Below are 22,112 nucleotides of genomic sequence, written 5' to 3' on the forward strand. Positions count from 1 at the left end.
CGTGATCCATCGCCTTGCGTTGAATCATAGGCATTGTTGCGCCACTGTGCTGCCATCATGCGGTAATGGGTTTTGCCCGAAAATCGAGCTTGCGGCAGACTGACGACCGACACGGCACCTCAGCCACATCACTTCGAGCCGAGCGGTATCTGCACTGCTCCTGCTCAATTTCTTCGACAACCGCCTGCCTTCGAGGCCCGCCTTGGAAACCACGGTCTTTCTCGCCGTCATCGCCGCCGCTGCCCTGCATGCCGGCTGGAACGCTCTGCTCAAGATTGGTCTGGATCGCTTCCTCACCGCCACGCTGATTCAGATCGGTGCAGGGCTGGTGGCGCTTTGCGCCTTGCCATTTGTGGCCCTGCCACAAGCCTCGGCCTGGCCGTGGATTGCGCTGTCGGCGTTGCTGCATATCGGCTACAACTTCTTTCTCGCCCGCGCCTACCAGTACGGCGACTTGGGCCAGGTCTACCCGATTGCGCGGGGCAGCTCACCGCTGATGGTCGCCCTGCTCTCACTGCTGCTGTTGCATGATGGGCTCGGTGCCCTGCAGTTGCTGGGTTTGCTGGTTCTGGTGCTGGGCATCTGGCTGATGGCGCTGCGCGGCGGCCATCACAAGGCGCCACAGGGAGCGATGCTGGTCTGTGCGTTGATGACGGCACTGTTCATCGCCGGCTACACCCTCAGCGATGCCATGGGCGCGCGCAACAATGGCGATGCGCTGAGCTATTCGCTGTGGCTGTTCACCGTCAACGGCGTGGTGATGGCGGTGGTATTGGCCATCAGCCGTGGGCCGCGCGCCTTCCTGCAGCTGGGCCCGCACTGGCGTGGCGGGCTGGCCGGAGGGGCGATGTCGATGGCGGCCTACACCATCGTTATCTGGGCCATGACCCAGGCGCCGGTGGCATTGGTTTCGGCCCTGCGCGAGACCAGCGTGGTGTTTGCCGTGCTGCTGGGGGTGGTGTTGCTCAAGGAAAGATTGCGACCGATTCGCCTGCTGGCGTGCGCGGTGATCGCGGCTGGTGTAGTGGTGATGAAGCTGGCGTAGGGGTTCGCGTTGCGACAAGTGGATTGCGAAAACACAACTGGTGGGCTGAAGCGGATCGCCGCCCGGCCCGCCCTACAAGGACATCTGTAGGAGCGAGCTCTGCTCGCGAACCTCAAGCACAAAAGCTTCGCGAGCAGAGCTCGCTCCTACCCGGTCCCCCAACGCAACCAGCAGGTCAGGAGGCAATCCGCACCATCGGGGCGGCCTGACTCGGCATTCTGATCGGGAACCCGAGCCCCGCTTTACGGTTCTGTTGATCAACGGGTGCTGAATCGTTGACCGTTTTTTCGTCATACGCTGCCTGCATGCTGGCCGTGCTGACTGCCTGGACGCGAGAGTTTTTGCCGGCCAGGCGGGCTTGCGGCACACTAGCGCCCTTCCCGAGCCACCGCTCGTTTTGCCACACAAGCAGAGTCCGTATGACCCGTTCCCCCTTCCGCCGCCTCGTCTTCGGATCGTTGCGCCGCCTGCTGTACCTCTGGGTACGCTCGGAAACCATCAACCAGTCCGCCTTCACCCTCAAGCTCGACCGCAGCAAGCCGGTGTTCTACGTGCTGCAGCAGCCCTCAGTGAGCGACCTGGCAGTGGTCGACCGCGAGTGCACCAAGGCCGGCCTGCCGCGCCCGGTGTTGCCGGTGGCGGTCGGGGAACACATCGAGCCCGCCGCCTTCTTCTACCTGACACCTGAGCCGGACTGGTTCGGTCGCCAGGACAAGCGCGGCATATCGCCAACCCTGGATCGCGTGGTCACCGCCCTCAGCCAGCATGCCGTGGATGACGCACAGATCGTCCCGGTCAGCGTGTTCTGGGGGCAGTCGCCAGACCGCGAAACCAGCCCCTGGAAACTGTTGTTCGCCGACAGCTGGGCGGTGACCGGGCGCCTGCGCCGGCTGGTGAGCATCCTGATTCTCGGGCGCAAGACCCGCGTGCAGTTCTCCACGCCGATTCACCTGCGCGAGCTGGTCGAGCAGGACAAGGGCCAGGAGCGCACCCTGCGCATGGTGCATCGCATCCTGCGCGTGCACTTCCGCAACCAGAAGGCGGCGGTGATCGGCCCGGACGTGTCGCACCGGCGCAACCTGGTCAAAGGCCTGGTGCACGACCCGATGGTGCGCCAGGCGATTGCCGAGGAAGCCGAACGCGAGAAGATCAGCCTGGAGAAGGCCGAAGCCCAGGCGCTGCGCTACGGCAACGAGATCGCCTCGGACTACACCTATACGGTGATCCGCTTCCTCGAACTGGTGTTGTCCTGGTTCTGGAACAAGATCTACGACGGCATCAAGGTTCACAACGTCGAAGGCGTGCGCGACATCGCCCAGGGCCACGAGGTGATCTACGTGCCCTGCCACCGCAGCCATATCGACTACCTGCTGCTGTCCTACCTGCTGTTTCGCAACGGCCTGACGCCGCCGCACATCGCCGCCGGCATCAACCTCAACATGCCGGTTATTGGTGGCTTATTGAGACGAGGGGGCGCCTTCTTCATGCGCCGCACCTTCAAGGGCAACCCGCTGTACACGGCGGTGTTCAACGAATACCTGCACACCCTGTTCAGCAAGGGTTTCCCGGTCGAATACTTCGTCGAGGGCGGGCGCTCGCGCACCGGGCGCATGCTGCGGCCGAAGACCGGCATGCTGGCCATCACCCTGCGCAGCTTCCTGCGCAGCCACCGCCTGCCCATCGTCTTCGTGCCGGTGTACATCGGCTACGAGCGCGTGTTGGAAGGCCGCACCTATCTGGGCGAGCTTCGCGGCGCGAGCAAGAAGAAGGAGTCGATCTTCGACCTGTTCAAGGTGCTCGGCGCGCTCAAGCAGCGCTTCGGCCAGGTCTCGGTGAACTTCGGCGAGCCGATCAAGCTGGCCGAATTCCTCGATCAGCAGCAGCCCGGCTGGCGTCAGCAGGAGCTGGGCCCGCAGTACCGCCCGGCCTGGCTCAACGACACCACCAACCGCCTGGGCGAGCGCGTGGCGCGTCACCTCAACGAGGCGGCGTCGATCAACCCGGTCAACCTGGTGGCATTGGCGCTGCTGTCCACCAGCAAGCTGGCACTGGACGACCGTGCCCTGGCCCGTGTGCTCGACCTCTACCTGGCCCTGCTGCGCGCGGTGCCCTACTCGCCGCATACCACCCTGCCAGACGGCGACGGCGCGGCGCTGATCGAGCACGTCAAGGGCATGGACCTGCTGGCCGAACAGAAGGACGCGCTGGGCAAGATTCTGTATCTGGACGAGCAGAATGCCGTCCTGATGACCTACTACCGCAACAACGTGCTGCACATCTTCGCCCTGCCGGCGCTGCTGGCGAGCTTCTTCCAGAGCAGCGCGCGAATCAGCCGCGAGCAGATCCTGCGCTACGCCGGCGCGCTGTATCCGTATCTGCAATCGGAGCTGTTCATCCGCTGGGAACAGAGCGAGCTGGAAGCCGTGATCGACCAGTGGCTGGTAGCCTTCGTCGAGCAGGGCCTGCTCAAGGTCGAGGGCGACGTATACGTGCGCCCGGCGCCGAGCTCGCGCCAGTTCGTGCTGCTGACGCTGCTGTCGCGCTCGGTGGCGCAGACCCTGCAGCGTTTCTACATGGCCATCGCCCTGCTGCTCAACGCCGGGCAGAACGCGATCAGCGCCGAGGAGCTGGAAGACCTGTGCACGGTCATGGCCCAGCGCCTGTCGATCCTGCATGGCCTGAACGCGCCGGAGTTCTTCGACAAGAGCCTGTTCCGCCACTTCATCCAGAGCCTGCTGGACCAGGGCGTGCTGCGCCAGGACGAAGCCGGCAAGCTCAGCCATCACCCGCTGCTCAGCGAACTGGCCGAAGGCGCCGCCAAGCGCGTGCTGCCAGCGGAGATTCGCCTGTCGATCCGCCAGGTGGCGCTGGATCGTAACGAGGATGAGCCGGCAGCGCCGTAATCGTAGGGTGTCGCGGGGCCGCCAAGGCCATGCGCACCTTCGAATCCCCATTGCCGAGGTGCGCACGGCGCACCCTACCCGTTAAAGCCTCGGGTGGATGTCGCTTTTGACATCCACCATCGCGGACGGACGATGCAACCAGACGAACCTGTCACGGTTTTGGCAGTCAGTCGATAAGCCACACACCGGCAGGAGGCCCTGGCCATGATCGATTCCCTGATGTTGAGCGCTGCACGCATCACCACGCTGGCGACTGGGCAGGTACTGACCAACGCCAGCGGTTTCTTCTTCCGCCGGGATCAACGGCTGTTCCTCGTCACCAGCCGCCACGTGATGCTCGACGAGCCGAGCGGCCATCAGCCGGACAGCCTACAGATCGAGTTGCATACCGACGCAGACAACCTGGCCAGCACCGTCAGCTTTTCCATCCCGCTGTATGACGGCGACCAGCACCTGTGGCGTCAGGGTATGGATGGTGCGGGCGAGATCGACGTGGCGGTGATCGAGCTGGATCAGGCCGCGCTTCCCGACAATGGCGCTTACCAGGCCTTCACCCCGCAGCACCTGCTGCAAGCCGACGAGCATGTGGAAATAGGCTCGACGCTGTTGGTGGTGGGCTTCCCGCTGGGCTTTCAGGACACCCTGCACCGCATGCCGGTGGCACGCCATGCCGGACTGGCATCGTCCTTCGGTCTGCGTTTCCACGGGCTGGGCTACTTCCTCACCGACGGGCGCACCCATCGCGGCCTGAGCGGCGCGCCAGTGGTCAAACGCGCCAGCGTCGATGGCGAGCTACCCTGGCATCTGCTCGGCATCCACTCGACACGCCTGCTCGGCAATCGCGACGAGGATCAGGACGAAGCCCTGGGTCTGAACTGCACCTGGTATGCCGATATTCTGATGACGCTGACGGAGTGAACATAACCGGATGCAACCCGGGAAAGCCGGCGTAGGGCGGACTCAGGAGCGAAGCGAACAGTCCGCCGGGCCATGCCCTCGTTCGACACCACGGCTCATCATCGGAACGCCAACGGCGTACTGCTTCCGAGCGGCCGGCGTCCCGGTACGCCCTACTCGCTACGAAACGTGGATGCCGGGGTCGGACCAGAACATCGCGGCTGAAGCCGCTCCTACAGGTATTCACCCGTCCCGTAGGAGCGGCTGGGCGGCATTGCGCTTCAGCCGCGAAAGATTCAGCTCACGAATGTCAGCGGCCCAATAAAAAACCCGCCCTGCGCATCACGCAGGGCGGGTTTCTTTACAGCGGTGAAAGCCTTACAGAGTCACAGCAGCCGGCTCGGGCTCGGCGGCCATTTCCACGTCCGGGGCGACTTCGATGTGCTGCAGCTCGAGACGCTCGCTGCTCCACTGGCGGATGCGGTTGGTCAGCGCCAGGTCGTCGTTGAGCTTCTGCCCGTAGGACGGGATGATCTCCTTCAGGCGCTCCTGCCACTCAGGGGTGGCGACCTTGTCGGCGAAGGCCTTCTCGATCAGGTGCAGCATGATCGGTGCAGCGGTGGAAGCACCCGGCGAGGCGCCCAGCAGTGCGCTGATACTGCCGTCGGCCGAGGTCACCACTTCGGTGCCGAACTGCAGCACCCCGCCCTTCTCGGCATCCTTCTTGATGATCTGTACGCGCTGGCCAGCATTGATCAGCTCCCAGTCGGCGTCCTGCGCCTCCGGGAAGTACTCGCGCAGCGAGGCCATGCGGTCTTCCTGGCTGAGCATCAGTTGACCCATCAGGTAGGTGCTCAGCGACCAGTTGTCCATGCCGGCGTTGACCATCGGCATGAAGTTGTCAGTGGTCATGCTGCTGAACATGTCGAGCAGCGAGCCGTTCTTCAGGTACTTGGTGGAGAAGGTGGCGAACGGGCCGAACAGCAGCACGTTCTCGCCGTCGATCACGCGTGTGTCCAGGTGCGGCACGGACATGGGCGGCGAGCCGACAGAAGCCTTGCCATAGACCTTGGCCAGGTGCTGGGCAACCACGTCCTGGTTACGCGTCATCAGGAACTGGCCACCGACCGGGAAGCCGGCGTAGCCCTTGGCTTCTTCGATACCGGACTTCTGCAGCAGCTTGAGCGCGCCACCACCAGCGCCGATGAAGACGAAGCGCGCATTGATGCTCTGCTCAGCGCCGTCCTTGGCCAGGTCGGCCACGGTGACACGCCAGGTGCCATCTTCATTACGCTGCAGATCGCGAACTTCGTGCTCAAGGTGCAGGCTGGCCTGCTGCTTGCCGATCAGCGAGTCGATGAGCTGACGGGTGATCTCGCCGAAGTTAACGTCGGTGCCGATGGCCATACGGGTGGCGGCGACCTTCTGCTGCGGGTCACGACCTTGCATGACCAGCGGTACCCACTGGGCGATCTGCGCGTGATCCTCGGTGAACTCCATGCCACGGAACAGGTTGCTGTGCTGCAGCGCAGCATGGCGCTTGCGCAGGTATTCGACGTTGTCGTCACCCCAGACGAAGCTCATGTGCGGGGTGATGTTGATGAAGCTCTTGGGCTTGCTCAGCACCTCGCGCTCGACCTGGGTGGCCCAGAACTGCTTGGAGATCTCGAACGACTCGTTGATGGCGATGGCCTTGCTGATGTCGATGCCACCGTCGGCGGTTTCCGGGGTGTAATTCAGCTCGCAGAACGCCGAGTGGCCGGTGCCGGCATTGTTCCAGCCGTTGGAGCTTTCGGCGGCTACCTGGTCGAGACGCTCGTAGATTTCGATGCTCCAGTCCGGCTGCAGCTCGTGGAGGTAGGTGCCGAGGGTGGCGCTCATCACGCCAGCGCCGATCAGCAGCACGTCGACGGTTTTCTCGGGCTCGCGGGGCTTGGAGCAACCGATCACGCTGAGACAAAGCAGCGTCAGCAGGATTTTCTTCATGGGATAGTCCAGTTCATCGCACGACGACAACAGCCGTGCAGGCAAGGTTTCGGGTAGCGGCCGTTTGGGCCGCACATGGGCGATAGCCGCAGATCTGCGGCGCGGCGGGAGGAAGGGTGTTTCCAGGCCTCTTGGCGGGCGTATTCCGATCGCGCCGCGTGCTGGAGCAATATGCGTGCCGCTGAAAGGATTCAGCAGTCCCTGTGCGGCTTTCTGCCACACAGCCGGAACGGGGCTGGCGGGAACTCGCCAGATCCACGGGAGGAGCCCCCTGGAAATGGCGGAATCCCGCCCGAATCAGGCCAGCAGCAGCGGCAACAGCAAGGCAGTGCCAATGCCCAGCAGGCTCATCGCCAGGGCGGCGAAGGCGCCGCACTCCTCACCTTCCTGCAAGGCGTGCGCGGTGCCGATGGCATGGGCATTGATACCGTAGCTCAGGCCACGGGCCGCGGGGTGATCGACGCCCGCCCAACGCAGCAGCAGCGGCCCCATGGCCGTACCGATCACCCCGGTGAGCATCACCATCACCGCCGCCAGCGAGGCGACGCCGCCGATCTGCTCGGCCACCGGCATGGCAATCGGCATGGTCACGAATTTCGGTGCCAGGCTCATCACCACGCTCCAGTCGGCGCCCAGCGCCCAGCCGATGGCCAGGGTCAGCGCCACCGACAGGACGCCGCCGGCCGTCAGGGTGATCAGCACGGGCCAGAACAATTGGCGGATGCGCTTGATGTTGTGCTGCAGCGGCACCGCCAGGGCTACGGTGGCCGGCCCCAGTAGCCAGGCAACGGGCTCGGCGCCAGCGCGGTAGGTGGCGTAATCCACGCCGCACAGCAGCAAGGTGGCGACGATCAGCGTCACCGATACCAGCACCGGCTGCAGCAGCAGCCAGCCGCTGCGGCGATAGAGCCAGGCGGCGATCAGAAAAGCGGCCAGGGTCAGGGCGATGGCGAACAGCGGATGATGAGTCAGCAGCGTCATCCCTTGCGCTCCTGACGGCGGATCAGCGTCTGCAACAGCCAGCCGCAGAACGGCACGGTGACCAGCAGCGACAGCACCAACGCCGTGGCGATCACCGGCAGTTCACCGAGCAGCAGGTCACTGCTGGTCATGATCCCCGAGGCCGGCACGGCCAGCAGCAGCGGCAGATATGGCAGCAAACCACCGGCGGCCTGCTGCAGCGGCTCGGGCACGGCGCCGCGCCACATCAGCCAGACCGAGAGCAGCAGCAGGCCAATGATCGAGGCCGGCAGCATCGGCAACAGCCAGTGATTGAGCGCCACGCCGAACAACTGCAGCAATACCAGCCAGAACAGGCCACGCACCATCATGATCTCGACTCCTCCTTATGGCGCCCCCGACGAAACAGCGGACGCGGCTCGATAACCGAGCGACCATACAACACACTGAGCCCTTGCAGGCCCTTGAGTGCATCTTCCAGCGATTTGTCGGCGCGCACGGCGAAGGCATCGAAGCCGCACTGGCGCATGTGCGCCAACTGGTCGCGCAGCACATCGCCCACCGCGCGCAACTCGCCGCACCAGCCCAGGCGGGTACGCAGCAGGTAGGCCTGGCTGTAGCCACGACCATCGCGAAAGCTGGGGAAGTCGATGGCGATCAGCGGCAGGCTGGCGAGAAAGGGCTGCAGCGCCTCCGGCTCGTCGTCCACCTGCAACAGCAGGCCATCGGCACTCATCGCCCTGCCCTGCAGCACCGCAGCAGGCTGCCGCTCGCGCCAGGCCGTCAGCGGCAGGATCAGCGGCGCGTCCCCTTCAGTGTCGAGTTGCCAGGGATCATCACTGACGATGCAGGCCTGGCCCTCGACCAGGCGAATCAGATTGTTCATGCCACCTCCTCGCGGCTGTACACGCTCGCCTTGAATGGCTCCAGGCCGATGCGCTGGAAGGTGTCGAGAAAGCCTTCGTTGACCTCTCGCTGATCAACGTAAGTACGCACGATGCGCTCGATCACCTCGGGCACCTGCTCGGCGGCGAACGAGGGGCCGATCACCTTGCCCAGCGCCGCCTGCTGTCCCTGGCTACCGCCGAGGGTGAGCTGGTACCACTCGCTACCGTTCTTGTCGACGCCGAGGATGCCAATGTTGCCGATATGGTGGTGGCCGCAGGCGTTCATGCAGCCGGAGATGTTCAGGCTCAGCTCGCCCAGGTCATGCAGGTAGTCGAGGTCGTCGAAACGCTGCTGGATGGCCTGGGCGATGGGGATCGACTTGGCGTTGGCCAGCGAGCAGAAATCACCACCGGGGCAGGCGATGATGTCGGTGAGCAACCCGGCGTTGGCCGTGCCCAGCCCCGCCGCTTCGGCCTCCTGCCATAGCGCGTAGAGGTCGGCCTTGCGTACATCGGGTAGCACCAGGTTCTGTTCGTGGGCGACGCGAATCTCGCCGAAGCCGTAGCGCTCGCTCCAGTCGGCCAGCGCCTCCATCTGCTCGGCGCTGACGTCGCCGGGCGGTGCACTGATGCCCGGCTTGGTCGACAGGACCACGCTCAGGTAGCCGGGCACCTGATGCGCCATGACGTTGCGCGACACCCAGCGGGCGAAGGCCTCATCGCGCGCCAGGTGGGTGCCGAAGTCGAGGTCGAGGGCGTCCTGCGGCACGTAGGCCGGCTTGTGGAAGGAGGCGGCGACGCGCTGGTACTCGTCCTCGGTCAGTTGCGCCGGGCCGTCCTTGATCGGCTGCCACTCGCGCTCCACCTCAGCGGCGAAGGCCTCGATGCCGAGGGCCTTGACCAGAATCTTGATCCGCGCCTTGTACTTGTTGTCGCGCCGGCCATGGCGGTTGTACACGCGCAGGATGGCCTCGACATAGGACAGACAGTCCTGCCAGTGCAGGCCTTCGCGCAGCGGCTGGGCGATGATCGGCGTACGCCCCAGGCCACCGCCGACCAGCACGCGCAGACGCAGTTCGTTGGCGGCGTCACGGTACAGCTGCAGGCCGATGTCATGCACCTGAATGGCTGCACGGTCCTGCTCGGCCGCGCACAGGGCGATCTTGAACTTGCGCGGCAGGAAGAGGAATTCCGGGTTGACCGTCGACCACTGACGCAGGATCTCGGCCAGCGGGCGTGGGTCGAGGTACTCGTCGGCGGCGACACCGGCGAAGGCCTCGGTGGTGATGTTGCGCACGCAGTTGCCGGAGGTCTGGATGGCATGCATGTCATGCTCGGCCAGCCAGTCGAGAATGTCCGGCACGCGTTCGAGCTCGACCCAGTTGAACTGTATGTTCTGACGCGTGGTGAAGTGGCCGTAACCGCGGTCGTACGCGCGGGCGATATGCGCCAGGGCGCGCATCTGCTTGGCCGACAGGGTGCCGTAGGGGATCGCCACCCGCAGCATGTAGGCATGTTTCTGCAGGTACAGGCCGTTCTGCAGGCGCAGCGGCAGGAACTCCTCCTCGCTCAGCTCGTCGGCCAGGCGCCGCTGGACCTGGTCGCGGAACTGGGCGACGCGCTCGCGCACCAGCGCGCGGTCATAATCGTCGTATTGGTACATGCCGGCAGGCCTCCTGATCACGGGGCGTCGACTATGCCTGCCGGGCGTGCACCGAAAACAGCGCCAGAAAAGCCTTAAAAAACCGGATCAGATGGATACGCCAGTGGCCGATGCAGGGCACTGATTGGCGTGGCGCGATGTCGCAGGGCGGTATCTGGATCGCTCGACATGAAGGCTCATGACCTCAGAAATGGCGCGGCCTGGCGGCCTGCGTGGCACTTTTCCCTGCGTTCGACGCAATCATCTGATCCGCTTTTTTATCGAAAACCTGAGTCTGTTTTGTAAACAGCCCCACTCGGATCATGGCGCCAGCCTGAATAAACGCCTGATGAGGGCAACGACATGACCGATCTGATCCCCGTGCGCGCCGTCGAGACCATCGACCCGGCCAAGCCCATTCGCCTGACCCCGGCCCAGGCCGGCGGCCCGATCCACACACGCAGCTTCACCGGGCGCTTTCGTAACCTGCGCCTGCTCGGTGCCGGCCTGCTGTTCCTGCTGTTCTTCGGCACCGCCTGGATCGATTGGAACGGCCGCCAGGCGGTGCTCTGGGATCTGGATAACCGCCAGTTCCATATCTTCGGCGCGACCTTCTGGCCACAGGATTTCATCCTGCTCTCGGCCATCCTGATCATCGCCGCCTTCGGCCTGTTCTTCATCACCGTGCTGGCCGGTCGCGTCTGGTGCGGCTACGCCTGCCCGCAGAGCGTGTGGACCTGGGTGTTCATGCGTGTCGAGCAGATCACCGAAGGCGACCGCGGCCAGCGCATCAAACTCGACGCCGCGCCCTGGTCGCTGCAGAAGCTGGCCCGGCGCAGCGCCAAACACGGCCTGTGGCTAGCGGTAAGCCTGGTCACGGCGATGGCCTTCGTCGGCTACTTCACCCCGGTGCGTCAGCTGACGGTGGACCTGGCGACCTTCGAAGTCGGTGCCACCACGGCCTTCTGGGTGCTGTTCTTCACCGCCGCCACCTATATCAACGCCGGCTGGCTGCGCGAGAAGGTGTGCCGCGACATGTGCCCCTACTCGCGCTTTCAGAGCGTGATGTTCGACAGCGATACGCTGGTCATCTCCTACGACGCCGCCCGTGGCGAAACCCGCGGCCCGCGCCGCAAGGACGCCGACTACAAGGCCGAGGGCCTGGGCGATTGCATCGACTGCACGATGTGCGTGCAGGTCTGCCCCACTGGGATCGACATCCGCGATGGCCTGCAACTGGAATGCATCGGCTGCGGCGCCTGCATCGACGCCTGCGACAGCATCATGGACAAGCTCGGCTATGCCCGCGGCCTGGTGCGCTACAGCTCGGAAAACGAGCTGGCCGGCGGCAAGACCCACTGGCTGCGCCCGCGTCTGGTCGGCTACGCGGCGATGCTGGCGGTGATGATGGGGGCCTTCGTCTGGGCCTTGGCCGAGCGCCCGCTGATCTCCCTCGACGTGACCCGCGACCGTGGTCTGTTCCGCGAGAACGCCCAGGGTCAGATCGAGAACATCTACAGCCTGAAGATCATCAACAAGACCCAGCAGCCGCGCAGCTATGCCATCGGCCTGGTCGGCGCCAGCGACTTCGAGCTGCACGGCCCGCGCACGCTGAGCCTGGCGCCAGGGGAGATTCGTGATCTGCCGGTAAGCGTCGCGCTGACGGCCACGCACAATGCTGCCGGGCCGCAAAACCTGCGCTTCGAGGTGCGCGACCAGGCCGATTCGCAGAGCCACGTCAGCACCCAGAGCACCTTCCTGGCGCCGCTGCATTGAGGCGCGGTAAACCGTGCTGTTCACTTAACGAAAGGTGGACCCGATCAATCCCCTCTCCCCTCCGGGGAGAGGGGGTAACGGTTGCACGGAGGTGTATTTAACCCTCTCCCCCGGCCCCTCTCCCATAAATGGGAGAGGGGAGCAAGCGTCGCGGCCCGAATGCAATCCGGGGCGATTCGAGATACGTCCCCCTCTACGAGGCACTGCCATGTCTGCCGCTCACCCCGTAAAGTGTTCGCCCATACCCTTTGCGTCGGTGAACCAGGACAGGATGAAACGCTACGAAAAATTTGCCGACGAGATCGCCGAGCTGATCCGTACCGGCGTGCTCGGCCCCGGCGAGAAGGTGCCCTCGGTACGCCATGCCAGCCGCACCTACGGCGTCAGCCCGTCCACCGTGTTCCAGGCCTACTACCTGCTGGAAGATCGCGGCCTGATCCAGGCGCGCGCCCGTTCCGGCTACTTCGTTCGCGAACACGCCAAACGCCCGCTGCACGAGCCTGAGCTGACCGCCCACGCCGCGCAAACCACCGAGGTCGACGTCAGCGAGCTGGTGTTCTCCGTGCTCGCCTCGCTGAAGGACCCGCACACCGTCCCCTTCGGCTCGGCCTTCCCCAGCCCCGACCTGTTCCCCCTGCCGCGTCTGGCCAAGAGCATGGCGCACGCGCTGCGCAGGCTCTCGCCGCACGAGATCATCGCCGACATGACCGCCGGCAACGCCGACCTGCGCCGGCAGATCGCCCTGCGCTACATGGTCAGCGGCGTGATGCTGCCGATGGAGGAACTGGTGATCAGCAACGGCGCCATGGAGGCGCTCAACCTCTGCCTGCAGTGCGTGACCCAGCCCGGCGACCTGGTGGCTATCGAATCCCCCACCTTCTACGCCTGCCTGCAGGTGCTGGAGCGGCTGCAGCTCAAGGCCGTGGAAATCCCTGTGCACCCACGCGAGGGCATCGACCTGGGCGCCCTGTCGGAGAGTCTGAAGCAACTGCCGATCAAGGCCTGCTGGTTCATGAGCAGCCTGCAGAACCCGCTCGGCGCGAGCATGAGCGAGGAGAAGAAGCAGGCGTTGTATGAGTTGCTGGTCGAGCACCAGGTGCCTCTGATCGAGGACGACGTATACGCCGAGCTGTACTTCGGCAGCCACCCACCCAAGCCGGTGAAGAGCTTCGACCGCGAGGGGCTGGTGATGCATTGCAGCTCCTTCTCCAAGAGCCTGGCGCCGGGTTATCGCATCGGCTGGGTGGCCGGCGGGCGCTATGCCGAGCAGATCGCCCGGCTCAAGCTGATGACCACCATCTCGCCGTCGGTGCCAGCCCAGGCAGCGCTGGCCGATTACCTGCAGCACGGCGGCTACGACCGCCACCTGCGCAAGCTGCGCCACGCCCTGGAAATGCAGCAAAGCGCCATGCTCGCCTCTGCCGCCCGGCACTTCCCCGCCAGCACGCGGGTCACGCGACCTTCGGGTGGCTACTTCCTCTGGTTCGAATTCCCCGAGCGCCTGGACTCGCTGCAACTGCTGCGCCTGGCGCTGGCCCAAGGCATCAGCCTGGCGCCGGGGCCGATCTTCTCCGCCAGCCAGGGCTTTCGCCACTGCGCGCGGCTGAACTACGGCCACCCGTGGAACCCGCGCAGCGAGCAGGCCATGGAAGTGCTCGGGCGCTTGGTGGCGGGGTTGCTCTGACGCCTGGTGCGCACAGCGCACCCTACGGATGACCTGCGCCACCTACGTAGGGTGCGCCGTGCGCACCGACTGATTTAAAGCGGGCACATCCTACGAGCGCTCTACTTCCACCAGTACTCTACCTGCACGCCGAAATTGGAGCCGTTGCGTGCGCTGCCGAAGGCGCCGTTCTCGGACAATGCCGAGCCGTCGGCCAGCAGGTTGGCGGCCTGCTGCGCGGCTCGGTTCCAGCTGGCGTAGGTGTAGTACAGGCGAATTTCCGGACGCTCCCAGAAACCGGGGCCCGATGGTGACCAGGTCGGCGCAATGGTGAACTTGGTCAGTTTGCGTGTACCGCCGGGCGCCTCGACTTGGTCGCGGCCAATCTCGCCGACCAGCTTGAACTGCTCGGTGAAGGCATAGCTGGTACGCCCGCCGATGGACAGCCAGTTCTGGTCCGCGCCATCCGGGCGCTTGTCCTTCTGGTAGACCAGCTGCACCTGACCGCCGAGGCGCGGGGTCATCTGGAAGTCGAAGAATTCCACCAGACGCCAGCTGCGGTTACTGCTGTCGAGCGTCGGGTCGCCGGTATAACCCAGACCGGTACCCGGCCCGCGCCCGTATTGCAGGGCGACGGTGTTGACCCCGCCGAGGAAGTCCTGCTGTTTGTGTTGTGCGCTCACCGCCCAGCCGCTGTTCGCGTCGGTGCTGTCCGGCTTGTCGATGTAGCTGACGCCCACTTCCAGCTCGCCGCCGGGGTTGACCTGGAAGCCGCCGACATTGAAATCGTGGCGGTTTATGTAGGGCTCCTGGTCGTAGTTGTCCTTGCGCGAGAACACGTAGCTGTACTTGAGGTCGCCGATCTTCATCTCGTCGATACCAAAACCAGTGGCGCTCTGGTTCCAGTAGTAGAAGTCGGTGATGTGGATGTCGTTACGCTTGTAGAAGCGGCGCCCGGCCCACAGCGAACCGCCATTGAGTGCCGGCATGTTGCTCCACTCGGCGTACATCTGGTTCATCCGCGCGAAGCCGTAATCACCGGTGAATTTCGGCGTATGACCGTACTGGTTGTAGAGCTGGGCCATGCCCTCGACGCTGATCACCGAGCCATCATCCAGGCGAAACAGGTCCTGGCGCAGGTCCAGTTCGATGTACTGCTCGCACTCGTTACCCAGGCGGTACTTGGACTGCGCGCCCGGTAACTGGAAGCACTGCTGTGTGCCGCCGGTATCCGCCCCGCCGATGCCGCTGCGTACGTAGCCGGTGAACTCGAGGGCCTGGGCCTGCGGCGTGGCGAAAGCCAATGCCAGCAGGCAGGGAACGCCGACAGAACAGGTGAGGGTTTGCTGTGTGGTCTTCATCGTTGCTCCTGATTGTTTTTATTGAGCGATGCTGCGGATTACCGCCGCAGCGGCGGTTCTTCGTTGTCTCGAGGAGCTGTAGCGCGGATGCAATCCGAGGGGGTTATTGGGCAGCCCCCGGATTGCATCCTGGCTACACGGCTAACCGAGCTTGAACTGGGCCACCTTGCTGTCAGTGGCCTGACGCTTTCCCGGGCGCAGGCGCTCGCCGCTAGTGGCGTCGAACAACAGCACGCGCGCCGGATCGAACTGCAGATCCAGGCTGGCGCCGGCTTGCGGCGCGGCGTCCGGCGCCAGGCGGCAGCACACCTTGGTCTGGTTGAGGCTGACGAACACCAGGGTGTCGGGGCCAGTCGGCTCGACCACTTCGACCTCGGCGCGCAGGCTCGGCTGCGCTGCAGCGGCGCCAGCCAGCTGAATCTGCTCAGGACGCACGCCGAGGATCAGCTCGCGCCCTTCCAGCTCCGCCGCCGCGCCCAACAGCAACTCGCAGCGCGCCTGCCCGGAGTCGAGCAGACCGAAGCACTGACCATCGCGCACCTGCGTGCGCAGCGGGATGAAGTTCATCGGCGGCGAACCGATAAAGCTGGCGACGAACTGGTTGGCCGGGTCGTTGTAGATTTCCTGCGGGGTGCCGAACTGCTGGATGATGCCGTCCTTCATCACCGCCACCTTGTCGCCCAGGGTCATGGCCTCGATCTGGTCATGGGTGACGTACACCGTGGTGGTCTTCAGACGCTGGTGCATCAGCTTGATTTCGGTGCGCATCTCCACGCGCAGCTTGGCGTCGAGGTTCGACAGCGGTTCATCGAACAGGTAGATCTTCGGCCGCCGCGCCAACGCTCGGCCCATGGCCACACGCTGCTGCTGGCCACCGGAGAGCTGGCCGGGCTTGCGCGCCAGCAGGTGCTCGATCTGCAGCAGCTTGGCCACGCGCGCCACCTCCGCCTCGATCTCGGCCGGCGGCAATTTGCGCATCTTCAAACCGAAGGCGATGTTGTCCTTCACCGTCATGGTCGGGTACAGCGCGTAGGACTGGAACACCATGGCGATGTCGCGATCCTTCGGGCTCATGCCGCTGATGTCGGCGCCGTCCACCAGAATCGCCCCGCCGCTGATGTCCTCCAGGCCGGCGATACAGTTCATCAGGGTGGATTTGCCGCAGCCGGAGGGGCCGACCAGGATCAGGAACTCACCGGAGTCGATGGCCAGTTCGATGTTCTTCAGGGTGTCCGCCAGGCCGCTGCCGTAGGATTTGTTGACGTTGCGCAGTTCGAGGGTAGCCATTTCATTTCTCCAATCTTGAAGGCATCAGCCTTTCACCGAGCCGGCAGTGAGACCGCGCAGGAAGTATTTACCGGCGAGGATGTAGACCAGCAGCGTGGGCAGCCCGGCGATCATCGCGGCGGCCATGTCGACGTTGTATTCCTTGGCCCCGGTGCTGGTGTTGACCAGGTTGTTCAGCGCCACGGTGATCGGCTGGGTGTCGCCGCTGGCGAACACCACGCCGAAGAGGAAGTCGTTCCAGATCTGGGTGAACTGCCAGATCAGGCTGACCATGATGATTGGCACCGACATAGGCAGCAGAATCCGCCCGAAGATGGTGAAGAATCCGGCGCCATCGAGGCGCGCGGCGCGCACCAGCGCCTCGGGAATGCTCACGTAGAAGTTGCGGAAGAACAGCGTGGTGAAGGCCAGGCCGTAGACCACATGCACCAGCACCAGGCCTTCGGTGGTATTGGCCAGGCCGAGCTGGCCGAGGGTGAAGGACGCCGGCAGCAGGATCACCTGGAACGGCAGGAAGCAGCCGAACAGCAGTAGGCCGAAGAACAGCTGCGAGCCGCGAAAGCGCCACATGGCCAGCACGTAGCCGTTCAGCGCGCCAAGCAACGTGGAGATCAGCACCGCCGGGATGGTGATCTTCACCGAGTTCCAGAAGTAGCCGCCGACGCCGTCCCAGGCCTTGACCCAACCTATCAGGGTGAACACGTCCGGGATCGACAGCAGGTTACCGCTGCGGATGTCGTCGGGGGTCTTGAAGCTGGTCAGCAACATCACCAACAGCGGCACCAGGTACACCGCGCAGGCCAGGATAAGGGTGGCGTGGATGGCCAGGCGGCTGAAGCTGAATGCCTTCCCTCGCGCCAGCGGGCGCGGTGCCATGCGCGCGTCGAGTACAGAATCAGTCATGGCGTTTGCCTCGCAGTTCGGAATACAGGTAGGGCACCAGAATCGCCAGCACCGCGCCGAGCATCAGCATCGCGCTGGCGGCGCCGAGGCCCATCTGGCCGCGGGTGAAGGTGTGGGCGTACATGAACATCGCCGGCAGGTCGGAGGCGTAGCCGGGGCCGCCGGCGGTCATCGAAGCGACCAGGTCGAAGCTCTTGATGGCGATATGCGCGAGGATCATCAGCGCACTGAAGAACACCGGGCCCAGGCTCGGCAGCACGATGCGCAGGTAGATGCTCGGCAGGCTGGCACCATCGACCTGAGCGGCACGGATGATCGATTGATCGACGCTGCGCAAGCCGGCGAGGAACAGCGCCATGACGAACCCCGAGGACTGCCACACGGCGGCCATCACCAGGCAGTAGACGACGCGATCCGGGTCCACCAGCCAGTCGAAGCGAAAGCCCTCCCAGCCCCAGTCACGCAGCAGTTTGTCCAGACCCAGACCAGGGTTGAGCAGCCACTTCCAGGCAGTGCCGGTGACGATCATCGACAGTGCCATGGGGTAGAGAAAGATGGTGCGGATAAAGCCTTCGCGGCGGATGCGCTGATCCAGCAGCACCGCCAGGAACACGCCGATGATCAGGCTGATGGCGATGAACAGGCCACCGAACACCAGCAGGTTCTGGCTCGCCACCCACCAGCGATCGTTGTCCCACAGCCGCGCGTACTGCTGCAGCCCGACGAAGTTGTAGCCGGGCATGAAGCGCGAGTTGGTGAACGACAGCAGGAAGGTCCAGCCGATGTAGCCGTAGAAGCCCACCAGCACGATGACCATGCTCGGCGCCAGCACCAGCTTGGGCAGCCAGCGCTGCAGGGCATCCAGCGGTGAGGCTTTGGTGATGACTGCGTTTGAACTCATGGTTGACTCCGTTGTTACGGGTTGCATGGTCGGCCCCCTCTCCCTCGGGAGAGGGTTGGGGTGAGGGGCAGCGGCGCACCGAAAAATCCGAGTTGCCCGTATCCCTCACCCCCGGCCCCTCTCCCAAAGGGAGAGGGGAGAAAAGCGCGGTGCGGCCGATCCCGTGGCGCGTGCCTGCGGGCATGCGCCAGGGATAGAAGGCTTGAAAGCGGCGGGTTGCCCCGCCCTACGGTAAGGGCCGGCTATGCGGCCTCGTCACTCACTGCACCGCCTGAATCGCCGCCGCCAGTTGCTGGGCGGCGCGCTTCGGGTCCGCCTTGGGATCGTTGAAGAAGTTGGTCACCACGTCGAACACCGCGCCCTGCACGTAGCTGGAGGCGGCCATGCCGTGGGCCAGGCTCGGCTGCAGACCGCCATCGGCGGCGGCCTCCTTGAAGTCGGCCATGGACTTCTGCGCGCAGGCGTCGAAGCTGCTCATATCCTGATCCATGCGCACCGGGATCGAGCCCTTGTTCTGGTTGAAGAACTCCTGGAACTCGTTGCCCATCACCGTGCGCGCCAGGTCTTCCTGGGCCTTGCGGTTGTCGGCATTGTTCAGTTTGAACATGGCCAGCGAGTCGATGTTGAAGGCGAAGCTGCCCTGGGTGCCGGGGAAGGCCAGGCACTGGTAGTCCTTGCCGGCGACCTTGCCGGCGGCAGTCCATTCGCTCTTGGCCCAGTCGCCCATGATCTGCATGCCGGCCTTGCCGTTGATCACCATCGCGGTGGCGCTGTTCCAGTCGCGTCCGGCGGCGTCGGCGTCGATATAGCCGCGCAGCTTCTGCAGGGCGACGAACACCTCGACCATCTTGTCGCCGGTCAGGGTGTCGCGATCCAGCTCGACGAAGGCCTTGCGAAAGCCCTCGGGGCCGAGAATGCTGAAGGCCAGGTCTTCGAACACGGTGCCGTCCTGCCAGGGCTGGCCGCCATGGGCGATGGCGATGAAGCCGGCCGCCTTGAGCTTGTCGGCAGCGGCGAAGAATTCGTCGAGGGTGGTCGGCGGCGTGGCGCCAGCCTTTTCGAACACTTGCGGGTTGATCCACAGCCAGTTGACCCGGTGCACGTTGACCGGCACCGCCACGTAGTCGCCCTGGTACTTCATCACCTCGATCACCTGCGGTGGCAGCAGGTCATCCCACTTCTGCTCGGCAGCGACGTCGTTGAGGTCGGCAAGCAGGCCCAGCTCGCCCCACTCCTGAATGTCCGGGCCCTTGATCTGCGCCGCGGCGGGCGGGTTGCCGGACACGGCGCGGGTCTTCAGCACGGTCATGGCCGCTTCACCACCACCACCGGCCACGGCGAAATCCTTCCATTTATGGCCCTGGGCTTCGACCAGTTTCTGCAGGGTATCGGCGGCGCGCTTTTCGCCACCGGAGGTCCACCAGTGCAGCACTTCGACTTCACCGGCAGTGGCAGACAGGGGCAGCAGAACAGCGAGGGAGATGGCACAGGACAGGCGAGAGATCGCTTTCATGGGATAAGACACCTTGTTGTTGTTATTCGCGAGCAAGTCGTGGTGCTTGCATTGCGAACGAGTCTACCCAGCCCCCAGAGCCCTGGGGGTAACAAAGGGTATTGGATAGTCACCAGGTCGTTACAAAGCGCCGCGAGCCGGTGACATGCAGCGCAGCGGCACGCGCGCTGCAGTTGTGCGGCGCGGCCCACGGCTGCACTCAACGGCTCTGGCGCGGCAACCAGAGGGTGACGCACAGCCCTCCATCGCGCAGGTTACGCAGGCTCAGCTCGCCGCCATGGCTATGTGCAAGGTTGCGCGCAATACCGAGTCCCATGCCGTAGCCCTGCTGCTGGCTGGCCAGACGGAAATGCGGCTCGAACACTTGCTCGAGCTTCTGCTCGGGCACGCCCGGCCCCTCGTCATCGACATGCAGGACGAACGCCTCGGCGTCGTCCTCGATGTGCAGGTGCGCGCGCTCGCCGTACTTCAGTGCGTTGTCCAGCAGGTTGCCAATGCAGCGGCGCAGCGCCAGCGGCTTGCCGGGATACAGATCACGCGCGGCACCATCGAGGGTGACGCGGCCCGAGCCGAGGTAGGGTTCGGTCAACCCATGCAGCAGGTGGTTGAGGTCCACCGGCTCGATGTTCTCGTGGATGTCGGTGTCCTTCACGCATTGCAGCGCGCCTTTGACCAGCAGCTCCAGATCGTCCAGATCGCGGCCGAACTTGCTTTGCAGGCTTTCGTCGTCGAGCAGTTCGACACGCAGACGCAAGCGCGTGATAGGCGTGCGCAGGTCATGGGAAATGGCGCTGAACAGCTGGCTGCGTTCGGTCAGGTAGCGGCTGATGCGTTCGCGCATGGCGTTGAAGGCGCGGGCTACCTCGACCACCTCACGGCCTCCGCCTTCGGCCACCGGCTCCACCTCGGCGCCCAGCGACATGTGCCGCGCGGTGCGTGCCAGGCGCTTAAGCGGGCGGCTCTGCAGATGCACCAGCAAGCCGATGAACAGCAGCAGGAAGGCCGTGGTCAGGAGAATGAACCACAGCTGCTGGGTCGGCAGGATGGGTTCCTCCAGGCTGGTGTAGGGCTCGGGCAGCAACGAGGCGATATACAGCCATTCGCCTGGTGCCAGTTGGATCTGCGTCACCAGCACCGGAGGATTGACCGGCTCCAGGGTCAGCGCGTAATGCGCCCAGGAACGCGGCAGTTCGTCGAGTTTCAGGCCGCCATTGAAGATGCGCAGATCGTCCGGGCTGACGAAGGTCACCGAAATGTCCGCGGCGCTGCCCAGCGCCTGGCGCAGCACTTCGGTCACCGATTCGGTCACAACCTGCTTACGCGGCGTGGTCGGCAGCAACTTCATCTGTAACGGTCGGTCATTGAGGCTGACCACGAAGCGCGTGCCGCCCATGCTGCGTAACTGATCGAGCACCAGCGGCCGGTAATTCACCGGCAGCGAACGGAAGTAACGCACGCTGGCCGACATCGAATGCGCCAGGCTGCGCGCCGTAGTGACCAGGCCTTCGAGCTGGGTGGCGCGTAGTTGCGACAGCCAGATCACGCTGGACAGGGTCTGCGCCGCGAGGATCGCCAGCAGGGTGAGCAGCAGCATGCGCCCGAGCAGCGAGCGCGGCAGCCAGCGCCGCGGGTTAACGCCCATCGCCTGCCTGCAGGCTGACCGTGGCCGCCAGTTGGTAGCCGCTACCCCGTACGGTGCGGATCAGCCGCGGCGGCTTGTCGGTATCGCGCAGGCGCTGACGCAGACGACTGACAGCCATGTCGACGATGCGCTCGAGCGGCATCACCTCACGGCCACGGGTGGCATTGCCGATGGTGTCGCGGTCGAGAATCTGCTGCGGGTGGTCGAGAAACAGCTTGAGCAGGGCGAAGTCGGCGCCGGACAGAATCACCTCCTCGCCGTCACGATGAAACAGCCGGTGACTGACCATATCCAGGCGCCAGTCATCGAAGGCCAGCACCTCGCCGCTACGCTCCTGAGTGAATTGCGCGCGGCGCAGCAAGGCCTTGATTCGCGCCAGCAGCTCGCGCGGGCTGAACGGCTTGCCAAGATAGTCATCGGCGCCCAGCTCCAGGCCGATCACGCGGTCGGCTTCGTCGGAGCTGGCGGTGAGCATGATCACCGGCACCTGGGCGAAGCGTTGGTGTTCACGCACCCAGCGGCACAGGCTGAAGCCGTCCTCGTCGGGCAGCATCACATCGAGGATGACCAGGTCGGCCGACTCCGCACACAGGCTCTGGCGGAAGGCGGCGCCGTCAGCCACGGCGCGCACCTGAAAGCCGACACGGCTCAGGTAGGTATCGAGCAGTTCGCGAATTTCCTGGTCGTCATCGACCAGCAGAATCGATTTGCCGGGCTGGCTCATGGTCCGCCACCTTTGTTGTTAT

The 22,112-nt window shown here is 64.7% G+C and carries 17 protein-coding genes; 5 read left to right on the forward strand and 12 right to left on the reverse strand.

Annotation, left to right across the window (positions count from 1 at the left end; all coding sequences use genetic code 11):
- Positions 1-202 precede the first annotated feature (202 nt).
- The 3 genes from BM186_RS21365 (at position 203) to BM186_RS21380 (ending at position 4,866) form a co-directional block, all read left to right on the forward strand.
- Positions 203-1,045, forward strand: coding sequence for an EamA family transporter (locus BM186_RS21365; RefSeq protein ID WP_072425477.1), 843 nt, complete (start codon positions 203-205; stop codon positions 1,043-1,045).
- Between the two features lie 419 nt (positions 1,046-1,464).
- On the forward strand, positions 1,465-3,948 hold the full coding sequence (gene plsB / locus BM186_RS21375) for a glycerol-3-phosphate 1-O-acyltransferase PlsB (protein WP_074918203.1): 2,484 nt from the start codon (positions 1,465-1,467) through the stop codon (positions 3,946-3,948).
- 204 nt (positions 3,949-4,152) lie between these two features.
- Positions 4,153-4,866: a trypsin-like peptidase domain-containing protein gene (locus BM186_RS21380; protein WP_074918205.1), complete on the forward strand. Its 714-nt coding sequence runs from the start codon at positions 4,153-4,155 to the stop codon at positions 4,864-4,866.
- Between the two features lie 357 nt (positions 4,867-5,223).
- On the opposite strand, the gene BM186_RS21385 is transcribed toward BM186_RS21380, so the two are convergent.
- The 5 genes from BM186_RS21385 to BM186_RS21405 all read right to left on the reverse strand — a co-directional run bounded on the left by BM186_RS21385 (position 5,224) and on the right by BM186_RS21405 (position 10,341).
- Positions 5,224-6,831 carry a malate:quinone oxidoreductase gene (locus tag BM186_RS21385; protein ID WP_074918207.1) on the reverse strand — a complete coding sequence of 536 codons (1,608 nt, stop codon included), beginning with the start codon at positions 6,829-6,831 and terminating at the stop codon, positions 5,224-5,226.
- A gap of 297 nt (positions 6,832-7,128) precedes the next feature.
- Positions 7,129-7,812: an LrgB family protein gene (locus BM186_RS21390; protein WP_074918209.1), complete on the reverse strand. Its 684-nt coding sequence runs from the start codon at positions 7,810-7,812 to the stop codon at positions 7,129-7,131.
- Complete coding sequence (locus tag BM186_RS21395) at positions 7,809-8,162, reverse strand: CidA/LrgA family protein (protein WP_017674822.1); 354 nt, start codon at positions 8,160-8,162, stop codon at positions 7,809-7,811. The genes BM186_RS21390 and BM186_RS21395 overlap by 4 nt, the downstream gene beginning before the upstream one ends.
- On the reverse strand, positions 8,159-8,677 hold the full coding sequence (locus BM186_RS21400) for a DUF934 domain-containing protein (RefSeq protein WP_074918211.1): 519 nt from the start codon (positions 8,675-8,677) through the stop codon (positions 8,159-8,161). The genes BM186_RS21395 and BM186_RS21400 overlap by 4 nt, the downstream gene beginning before the upstream one ends.
- Complete coding sequence (locus BM186_RS21405) at positions 8,674-10,341, reverse strand: nitrite/sulfite reductase (RefSeq protein WP_074918213.1); 1,668 nt, start codon at positions 10,339-10,341, stop codon at positions 8,674-8,676. The genes BM186_RS21400 and BM186_RS21405 overlap by 4 nt, the downstream gene beginning before the upstream one ends.
- A 342-nt stretch (positions 10,342-10,683) precedes the next feature.
- Here BM186_RS21405 and ccoG point away from each other — a divergent pair, with 342 nt between their 5' ends.
- Entirely contained in the window at positions 10,684-12,096 is a 1,413-nt protein-coding gene (gene ccoG, locus BM186_RS21410) for a cytochrome c oxidase accessory protein CcoG (RefSeq protein WP_074918215.1), read from the forward strand.
- Between the two features lie 271 nt (positions 12,097-12,367).
- A complete protein-coding gene (mapR, locus tag BM186_RS21415; protein WP_017674826.1) occupies positions 12,368-13,780 on the forward strand; it encodes a GntR family transcriptional regulator MpaR in 1,413 nt (470 codons plus the stop codon).
- Between the two features lie 101 nt (positions 13,781-13,881).
- Here mapR and BM186_RS21420 read toward each other — a convergent pair whose 3' ends face one another.
- From BM186_RS21420 to BM186_RS21450, 7 genes are all read right to left on the reverse strand, one after another.
- On the reverse strand, positions 13,882-15,120 hold the full coding sequence (locus BM186_RS21420; protein WP_072425485.1) for a maltoporin: 1,239 nt from the start codon (positions 15,118-15,120) through the stop codon (positions 13,882-13,884).
- Between the two features lie 141 nt (positions 15,121-15,261).
- A complete protein-coding gene (locus BM186_RS21425; protein WP_072425486.1) occupies positions 15,262-16,407 on the reverse strand; it encodes an ABC transporter ATP-binding protein in 1,146 nt (381 codons plus the stop codon).
- A 24-nt stretch (positions 16,408-16,431) separates the two neighbouring features.
- On the reverse strand, positions 16,432-17,283 hold the full coding sequence (locus BM186_RS21430; RefSeq protein WP_093051393.1) for a carbohydrate ABC transporter permease: 852 nt from the start codon (positions 17,281-17,283) through the stop codon (positions 16,432-16,434).
- Positions 17,284-17,302: 19 nt separating this feature from the next.
- On the reverse strand, positions 17,303-18,211 hold the full coding sequence (locus BM186_RS21435; protein ID WP_072425488.1) for a carbohydrate ABC transporter permease: 909 nt from the start codon (positions 18,209-18,211) through the stop codon (positions 17,303-17,305).
- 259 nt (positions 18,212-18,470) lie between these two features.
- On the reverse strand, positions 18,471-19,724 hold the full coding sequence (locus BM186_RS21440; protein WP_074918217.1) for an ABC transporter substrate-binding protein: 1,254 nt from the start codon (positions 19,722-19,724) through the stop codon (positions 18,471-18,473).
- Positions 19,725-19,923: 199 nt separating this feature from the next.
- Complete coding sequence (locus BM186_RS21445) at positions 19,924-21,366, reverse strand: ATP-binding protein (protein WP_074918219.1); 1,443 nt, start codon at positions 21,364-21,366, stop codon at positions 19,924-19,926.
- Positions 21,356-22,090, reverse strand: coding sequence for a response regulator (locus tag BM186_RS21450; protein WP_074918221.1), 735 nt, complete (start codon positions 22,088-22,090; stop codon positions 21,356-21,358). Before BM186_RS21450 ends, BM186_RS21445 begins: the two co-directional genes overlap by 11 nt.
- Between the last annotated feature and the right edge of the window lie 22 nt (positions 22,091-22,112).

The sequence above is a fragment of the Ectopseudomonas toyotomiensis genome (assembly GCF_900115695.1).
GTDB lineage: Bacteria > Pseudomonadota > Gammaproteobacteria > Pseudomonadales > Pseudomonadaceae > Aquipseudomonas > Aquipseudomonas toyotomiensis.

Coding starts and splice junctions, on each gene's coding strand:
- plsB (WP_074918203.1), top strand. CDS start 1,465: ATGACCCGTTCCCCCTTCCGCCGCCTCGTCTTCGGATCGTTGCGCCGC.
- BM186_RS21380 (WP_074918205.1), top strand. CDS start 4,153: ATGATCGATTCCCTGATGTTGAGCGCTGCACGCATCACCACGCTGGCG.
- BM186_RS21385 (WP_074918207.1), bottom strand. CDS start 6,831: ATGAAGAAAATCCTGCTGACGCTGCTTTGTCTCAGCGTGATCGGTTGC.
- BM186_RS21390 (WP_074918209.1), bottom strand. CDS start 7,812: ATGACGCTGCTGACTCATCATCCGCTGTTCGCCATCGCCCTGACCCTG.
- BM186_RS21395 (WP_017674822.1), bottom strand. CDS start 8,162: ATGATGGTGCGTGGCCTGTTCTGGCTGGTATTGCTGCAGTTGTTCGGC.
- BM186_RS21400 (WP_074918211.1), bottom strand. CDS start 8,677: ATGAACAATCTGATTCGCCTGGTCGAGGGCCAGGCCTGCATCGTCAGT.
- BM186_RS21405 (WP_074918213.1), bottom strand. CDS start 10,341: ATGTACCAATACGACGATTATGACCGCGCGCTGGTGCGCGAGCGCGTC.
- ccoG (WP_074918215.1), top strand. CDS start 10,684: ATGACCGATCTGATCCCCGTGCGCGCCGTCGAGACCATCGACCCGGCC.
- mapR (WP_017674826.1), top strand. CDS start 12,368: ATGAAACGCTACGAAAAATTTGCCGACGAGATCGCCGAGCTGATCCGT.
- BM186_RS21420 (WP_072425485.1), bottom strand. CDS start 15,120: ATGAAGACCACACAGCAAACCCTCACCTGTTCTGTCGGCGTTCCCTGC.
- BM186_RS21425 (WP_072425486.1), bottom strand. CDS start 16,407: ATGGCTACCCTCGAACTGCGCAACGTCAACAAATCCTACGGCAGCGGC.
- BM186_RS21430 (WP_093051393.1), bottom strand. CDS start 17,283: ATGGCACCGCGCCCGCTGGCGCGAGGGAAGGCATTCAGCTTCAGCCGC.
- BM186_RS21435 (WP_072425488.1), bottom strand. CDS start 18,211: ATGAGTTCAAACGCAGTCATCACCAAAGCCTCACCGCTGGATGCCCTG.
- BM186_RS21440 (WP_074918217.1), bottom strand. CDS start 19,724: ATGAAAGCGATCTCTCGCCTGTCCTGTGCCATCTCCCTCGCTGTTCTG.
- BM186_RS21445 (WP_074918219.1), bottom strand. CDS start 21,366: ATGGGCGTTAACCCGCGGCGCTGGCTGCCGCGCTCGCTGCTCGGGCGC.
- BM186_RS21450 (WP_074918221.1), bottom strand. CDS start 22,090: ATGAGCCAGCCCGGCAAATCGATTCTGCTGGTCGATGACGACCAGGAA.